A 1,193-nucleotide genomic window follows, 5' to 3' on the forward strand; every position below is an offset into this window, starting at 1 on the left:
GGTAATCCCCCCGCAAAAGCGTTGCATCCAGAAGTAGAATTTTCTCGTTGAGGAGTTCTACAGCATGAAGAAGTCACGATTCACGGACAGCCAGATCATCGAAGCCATCAAACGGGTGGAAGCTGGCCTTGCGGTACCCGAACTGTGCCGGGAACTGGGCATCAGCTCGGCGACGTTCTACAAGTGGCGGTCGAAGTACGGCGGCATGGACGTGTCGCTGATGGCGCGGATGAAGGAGCTGGAAGCCGAGAACGCGCGCCTGCGCAAGATGTACGTCGAGGAGAAGCTCAAGGCCGAGATCGTGACGGAGGCGCTCGAAAAAAAGTGGTGAGGCCATCTCGCCGCCGCGAGATGGCCCGACGTGCCGTGCAAGATCGCGGCGTATCGATCCGGATGGCTTGCGAGGCGTTCAGCATTAGCCAGACCTGCTATCGGTACGTCGCCAAGACCGACGCCGAGAACGAGGAGATCGCAAACTGGCTGCTTCGCCTGACGGACAACCACCGCAACTGGGGCTTTGGGTTGTGCTTTCTGTACCTGCGTAATGTCCGCGGCTTCCGGTGGAACCACAAGCGCGTGTACCGGATCTACCGCGAGCTCGAATTGAACTTGCGAATCAAACCGCGCAAACGGCTGGTTCGGCAGGCGCCCGAGCCGTTGACGGTACCGACCCAGGTCAACCAGGTGTGGTCGATGGACTTCATGCACGACCAACTTGCCGACGGACGTAGCATCCGAGTGCTGAACGTAATCGACGACTTTAACCGCGAGGCGCTGGGCATCGAGGTCGACTTCTCGCTGCCTTCGGAGCGTGTGATTCGCACGCTCAAGCAGATCATTGGCTGGCGAGGAAAACCCTCGGCGATTCGTTGCGACAACGGTCCGGAGTACCTGAGTGCGGCCATTGTGCAGTGGGCAGGCACATGGGGCATCAAGCTCGAATATATTCAACCAGGCCGGCCCCAGCAGAACGCCTACGTCGAGCGATTCAACCGGACCGTTCGCTACGAATGGCTGTCCCAATATCATTGGGACGATCTGGATCACGTTCAGCGTGTCGCCACGCAGTGGATGTGGTCCTACAATCACGAGCGCCCGAACATGGCCCTGGGCGGATTTACCCCGAAACAGCGGCTCGCCATGGCCGCATAGCGTTCCTACTTCTGGCAAACGCTAAAAATGGGGGGATTACC

The 1,193-nt window shown here is 59.0% G+C and carries 1 protein-coding gene; it reads left to right on the forward strand.

Annotated features, from left to right (window positions below):
- Window positions 1-64: 64 nt before the first annotated feature.
- A protein-coding gene (locus CDO44_RS26185) for an IS3 family transposase (RefSeq protein ID WP_087783220.1) occupies window positions 65-1,152 on the forward strand; the annotation gives its coding sequence in 2 pieces (ribosomal slippage) (window positions 65-317 and window positions 317-1,152; 1,089 coding nt in all).
- Window positions 1,153-1,193 lie beyond the last annotated feature (41 nt).

This window comes from Pigmentiphaga sp. NML080357 (assembly GCF_002188465.1).
Taxonomy (GTDB): Bacteria; Pseudomonadota; Gammaproteobacteria; order Burkholderiales; family Burkholderiaceae_B; genus Pigmentiphaga.